The organism is Lysobacter zhanggongensis (genome assembly GCF_046638635.1).
Taxonomy (GTDB): domain Bacteria; phylum Pseudomonadota; class Gammaproteobacteria; order Xanthomonadales; family Xanthomonadaceae; genus Novilysobacter; species Novilysobacter luteus.
In genome coordinates this window covers 1-5,835 of sequence record NZ_JBJXHK010000110.1, presented here as the reverse complement: position 1 = coordinate 5,835, position 5,835 = coordinate 1, and the positions used below count along the sequence as shown (strand labels likewise).

Here is a 5,835-nt window from a genome sequence, read left to right as displayed (position 1 = left end):
GGGCGCGGCGGCTGGCCGCGGTGGCCGGTCTCGCGTGGGCCCGGTTCGCGCTCACGGAAGGCCGGGCGGGGCGGGGGGGTGAGGAGCAGCGGGTTCTCGCCCTGTACCAGCTTGGCGAGGGCGGCGGCGATCTCGACCGCGGGCACGTTCTGTTCGCGCTCGTAGCGCTCGACCAGGTCGCGGAACAGGGACAGGTCCTCGCCCTGCAACGCGTCGCCGATGCGGCCGAGGAACTTGGACACGCGCTGCTCGTTGACCGTCTCGATCGTCGGCAGCTCCATCGGTTCGATCGGCTGGCGGGTGGCGCGCTCGATCGCCCGCAGCATGCCGCGCTCGCGCGGGGTGACGAACAGGATCGCCTCACCCTTGCGGCCCGCGCGTCCGGTCCGGCCGATGCGGTGGACGTAGCTCTCGGTGTCGTACGGGATGTCGTAGTTGAGCACGTGGCTGATGCGCTCCACGTCCAGGCCGCGCGCGGCGACGTCGGTCGCCACGAGTACGTCGATCCGGCCGTCCTTGAGGTTCTGGATGGTCTTCTCGCGCTGCTGCTGCTGCACGTCGCCATTGATCGCGGCGGCGGCGATGCCGCGCGCGGCCAGCTTGTCGGCCAGCTCCTCGGTGCCCAGCTTGGTCCGCGCGAACACGATCATCGCGTCGAATGGCTCCGCCTCCAGGATGCGCGTCAGTGCGTCCAGCTTGTGCACGCCGCTGACGGACCAGTAGCGCTGGCGGATATTCGCCGCGGTGCTGGTCTTGTTCTTGATAGCGACCTCGACCGGATCCTTCAGGTAGGTCTGGGCGATGCGCTTGATCTGCGGCGGCATGGTGGCCGAGAACAGGGCGACCTGGCGCGTCTCCGGGGTCTTCTTGAGCACCGCCTCGACGTCGTCGATGAAGCCCATCCGCAGCATCTCGTCGGCCTCATCCAGCACCAGGCAGCGCAGCTCGGACAGGTCCAGCGAGCCGCGCTCCAGGTGGTCGATCACCCGGCCGGGGGTGCCGACCACCACCTGGACGCCGCGCTTGAGCGCCTGCAACTGGGGGTAGTAGCTCTGGCCACCGTAGATCGGCAGCACGTGGAAGCCGGGCAGGTGATGGGCGTACTTCTGGAACGCCTCGGCCACCTGGATGGCCAGTTCGCGCGTCGGTGCGAGCACAAGCACCTGGGGCGTCTTCTGCGCCGGGTCGATGTTGGCCAGCGCCGGCAGCGCGAACGCCGCGGTCTTGCCGGTGCCGGTCTGGGCCTGGCCCAGGACGTCGCGACCGGCCAGCAGCGGCGGGATGGTCGCCGCCTGGATCGGGGAGGGCGACTCGTAGCCGACGTCGGACAGTGCCTTCAGCAGGGCTTCGGGCAGGGCCAGGTCGGTGAATTTGATCGACGGTGTTTCGGGGGAGGCGGGCGTTTCGGCGCTCATCGCTACTCTCGTTGGCGCCGGCGGGGCCGGTCGGGGGGCGCATAGTCTAGCGGGGCGGGGTGGTGCGACGCGTGGACGCCCCGGCGGCACCGGAACGCGCCTCGCCAATGCGTTGACCTTGTGCGGCCTACGATGGCCGGATGCTGGAATTCGATTTCGACAACGCCTTCATCCGCGCACTGCCCGGCGACCCGCGCGCCGGGCCCGGGGTGCGCGAGGTGGCCCAGGCCTGGTCGGCGGTGGAACCAACCCCGGTAGCCGCGACGCGCCTGCTCGCGCAGTCCACCGAAATGGCGCAGGCGCTGGGCATCACGCCCGAAGACGTGGCATCCGCGCGTTTTGCCCGGGTCTTCGGCGGCAACGAGCTGCTGCCGGGCATGCAGCCCTACGCCGCCAACTACGGCGGCCACCAGTTCGGGCACTGGGCGGGCCAACTCGGAGATGGACGCGCGATCACGCTGGGCGAGGCGGTGACTCCCACGGGCGAGCGCTGGGAGCTGCAATTGAAAGGGGCCGGCCCGACCCCGTATTCCCGCACGGCCGACGGCCGTGCCGTGTTGCGCTCCTCGGTGCGGGAGTTCCTCTGCAGCGAGGCGATGCACCACCTCGGCGTGCCGACGACGCGCGCGCTGAGCCTGGTCGGTACCGGCGAGGCGGTGGTGCGCGACATGTTCTACGACGGGCACCCGGCCCCGGAGCCTGGCGCTATCGTGTGCCGGGTCGCGCCGTCGTTCCTGCGCTTCGGCAATTTCGAACTGCCGTCCGCGCGTGGCGACCTGGACCTCCTGCGCCGGCTGGCCGACTTCTGCATCCGCCGCGACTTCCCGCACCTCCACGGCGACGGCGAGGCGCTGCGGGCCGCGTGGTTCGGCGAGGTCTGCGAGCGCACGGCGGTGATGCTCGGCCACTGGATGCGCGTGGGCTTTGTCCACGGAGTGATGAACACCGACAACATGTCCATCCTCGGGTTGACGATCGATTACGGCCCCTATGGCTGGATCGACAACTACGACCCGGACTGGACCCCCAACACCACCGACCGCCAGCACCGGCGCTATCGCTTCGGCCAGCAGCCGGCGGTCGCGTACTGGAACCTCGGCCGACTCGCGGCCGCGCTGTCGCCGCTGTTCGACGGCGTGGAGCCGCTGCAGGCCGGGCTGCAGCGCTACATCGACGCCTACACCGCGGCCGACCGCGACAACACCGCGCGCAAGCTCGGGCTGGCGGAGTGCCGCGAGGACGACACCGACCTGATGCAGGCGTTGCAGGACCTCATGCGCCTGGCCGAGGCCGACATGACCCTGGTGTTCCGTGCACTGCTCGACTTCGCGCCCGACTCGGACCCCGGCGGCCAACCGGCCGCGTTCACCGACGCCTTTGGATCGGCGTTCTACGACCCCGACAAGCGGGCCGCATCGGCCGCCGCGTTCGAGGAATGGCTGGCGCGCTACGCCGGGCGCCTGCGCGAGGACCCGCTGTCGGTCGCCCAGCGCCGCGAGCGGATGCGGCTCGCCAACCCGCGTTACGTGTTGCGCAACTACCTTGCCCAGCAGGCGATCGACCGCGCCACGGCCGACGAGCCCGAGGCGGTGATGGAGCTGCTGGACGTGATGCGTCGGCCGTACGACGACCAGCCCGGGCGCGAGGCCTATGCCGCGCGTCGGCCGGACTGGGCGCGCACGAAAGCCGGCTGCTCGATGCTGTCGTGCAGTTCGTGACCTCCGGTTGTGTGTGTAGGAGCGGCTTCAGCCGCGATCGTGGTCCGTGATGCTGTGGAGCATTCGATCGCGGCTGAAGCCGCTCCTACAGATGCTGGTACCGACACGGTCGCCCACCTGAACACACGCCCGCCCCGATAACCCCCGGTTCACCTCCTCGCAACGATGCTCGGAACCCTGCGATCAGGAGCCAACTCATGACCATCCAGACCGATTCTCCGCGGCGTTGGCGCACTGCCTTCCGCTGGCTGTCACTCTCCGCCGCGGCCATGCTCCTTGCGGGTTGCATGACCGGTTACGGCACCCCCGGTGGCGGCTACGGCCAAGGTGGCGGCTATGGCCAGGGCGGCGGTTACGGCTACGGCAGCGAGCGGATCCTCGGCACCGTCCAGGACGTCGACCCGCGCTACGGCCGGATCGTGCTGACCGCCGACCAGGGCTATGGCGCCCGGGTGTCGCAGGTTGCGCTGCGCTACGACCGCAACACCCGGCTGGTCTACCAGGGCCAGCTGCACGACCCCGCCGGGCTGGAGCGCGGCGACCGCATCAGCGTCGAAGCGCAGCGGTCCGGCAGCGAGCTCTGGGCGCGCAACATCGAGGTCGTCCACAACGTCCGCGACAGCCACGGCGGCGGTTACTACGGTGGCGACCTCAGTGGATCGGTGCGCTGGGTGGACGCGCGCGCGCAGGTCATCGAGATCACCCGGGGTGGCTACAGCGGCCGGGCCGAGCGGGTCCGCTATGACAACCGCACGCAGGTCGAGCACCGCGGCCAGCGGATCCGCCCGGAGGCGCTGGAGCCGGGCGACGTGATCCGCATCCAGGCACGGCCCTACGGCAACGACTGGGTCGCCGAGCGCATCTGGGTCGAGGTCGACACCCGCTCGCGCTACTGACGTCCGTGTACGGGGTCCGGCCACGTAGAATGGCCGGATGCCCCTGATTACCCTGAACAGCGTCGACTACAGCGTCGGCGGCCCGCTCCTGCTCGAGAACGTCGATTTCGCGGTCGAACCCGGTGAGCGCGTCGCGCTGATCGGCCGCAACGGCGCCGGCAAGTCCACCCTGCTCAAGCTCCTGTCCGGGGACATCCTCCCCGACGGCGGCGAGATCCGGCGCGAGGGCGGGGCGCGCGTCGCCCGTCTCGAACAGGAGGTGCCCGCCGGTGCGGCGGGTGACGTGTTCGACGTCGTCGCCGACGGCATGGGCGAGCTGGGCAAGTGGCTGGCCGAGTTCCACCACCTCAGCCACGCCGAGGAATTCGACGCCGACGCGATGTCCGCCGTGCAGGCCAAGATCGACGCCGCGCAGGGCTGGAGCGCCGACCAGCGCGTGGTCGAGACGCTCGACAAGCTCGGGCTTGACGGCGACGCGCAGTTCTCCGGGCTCTCCGGCGGCATGAAGCGCCGCGTGCTGCTGGCCCGCGCGCTGGTATCGGCGCCGGACCTGCTGCTGCTGGACGAACCGACCAACCACCTGGACATCGAGTCGATCGACTGGCTCGAGGGCTTCCTCAAGTCGTGGCCCGGCGCCCTGGTCTTCGTCACCCATGACCGCCGCTTCCTGCGCGCCCTGGCCACCCGCATCGTCGAGATCGACCGCGGCCAGCTGACCAGCTGGCCGGGCGACTGGGCCAACTACGAGCGTCGCCGCNATGACCGCCGCTTCCTGCGCGCCCTGGCCACCCGCATCGTCGAGATCGACCGCGGCCAGCTGACCAGCTGGCCGGGCGACTGGGCCAACTACGAGCGTCGCCGCGAGGAGCGCCTGAACGCCGAGGCGCAGGAGAACGCGCGCTTCGACAAGTTGCTGGCGCAGGAGGAAGTCTGGATCCGGCAGGGCATCAAGGCGCGCCGCACCCGCGACGAAGGCCGGGTGCGGCGGCTCAAGGCGATGCGCGACGAGCGGGCGCAGCGGCGCGAGCGCACCGGCAACGTGAAGATGGAATTCGCCCAGTCGGAGAACTCCGGCAAGAAGGTCATCGAGGCCAAGCATGTTTCGTTCGATTACGGCGGCCGGGTGCTGCTCGATGAAATCTCCACCACCGTCTTCCGCGGCGACCGCATCGGTTTGATCGGGCCCAACGGCAGCGGCAAGACGACGCTGCTCAAGACCCTCCTGGGCGGCCTCCAGCCGACCACCGGCGAGGTCAAGCTGGGCAGCAACCTGCAGGTGGCGTACTTCGACCAGTACCGCGCAACCCTGCGCGAGGACTGGAACGCGATCGAGAACGTCGCCGAGGGCTGCGAGTTCGTCGAGGTCGGCGGCAAGCAGAAGCACGTGATCGGGTACCTGCAGGACTTCCTGTTCACCCCCGAGCGCGCGCGTGCGCCGATCACCCGGCTGTCGGGCGGCGAGCGCAACCGGCTGCTGCTGGCCAAGCTGTTCGCCCAGCCGTCCAACCTGCTGGTGATGGACGAACCAACCAACGACCTCGATGTCGAGACCCTGGAGCTGCTGGAAGAGCTGCTCGGGGACTACCCCGGCACCTTGTTGCTGGTCAGCCATGACCGCGACTTCCTGGACAACGTCGTCACCTCGACCCTGGTGATGGAAGGCGAGGGTCGCGTCGGCGAGTACGTCGGCGGCTACAGCGACTGGTTGCGCCAGCGGCGCCCGCCGTCAACGCCCGACAGCGGGCGGCCCACCCGACTGGCTGCCGACCCGGGCGCGACCGGCGCGTCGCCGGCGCCTCCACCGGC

At 70.2% G+C, this 5,835-nt stretch carries 4 protein-coding genes; 3 read left to right on the top strand and 1 reads right to left on the bottom strand.

Features of this window, described 5'->3' with window-relative positions:
* Nucleotides 1-1,415: DEAD/DEAH box helicase (locus ACKVMH_RS12380; protein ID WP_412700527.1), on the bottom strand; the 1,415-nt coding region annotated here is incomplete at its 3' end.
* 140 nt (nt 1,416-1,555) lie between these two features.
* Here ACKVMH_RS12380 and ACKVMH_RS12375 point away from each other — a divergent pair.
* The 3 genes from ACKVMH_RS12375 to ACKVMH_RS12365 form a co-directional block, all read left to right on the top strand.
* The gene (locus ACKVMH_RS12375) at nt 1,556-3,133 is read left to right on the top strand and encodes a protein adenylyltransferase SelO (protein ID WP_412700526.1); all 1,578 of its coding nucleotides are present in this window, start codon (nt 1,556-1,558) and stop codon (nt 3,131-3,133) included.
* Nucleotides 3,134-3,330: 197 nt separating this feature from the next.
* Nucleotides 3,331-4,029 (top strand): DUF5666 domain-containing protein, encoded by a 699-nt coding sequence (locus ACKVMH_RS12370; RefSeq protein WP_412700525.1) that lies wholly within the window; start codon nt 3,331-3,333, stop codon nt 4,027-4,029.
* Nucleotides 4,030-4,066: 37 nt separating this feature from the next.
* Nucleotides 4,067-5,835: ATP-binding cassette domain-containing protein (locus tag ACKVMH_RS12365; RefSeq protein WP_412700524.1), on the top strand; the 1,769-nt coding region annotated here is incomplete at its 3' end.

Excerpts from the sequence above, each read along its gene's own strand:
- ACKVMH_RS12375 (WP_412700526.1), top strand. The coding sequence starts at position 1,556 with ATGCTGGAATTCGATTTCGACAACGCCTTCATCCGCGCACTGCCCGGC.
- ACKVMH_RS12370 (WP_412700525.1), top strand. The coding sequence starts at position 3,331 with ATGACCATCCAGACCGATTCTCCGCGGCGTTGGCGCACTGCCTTCCGC.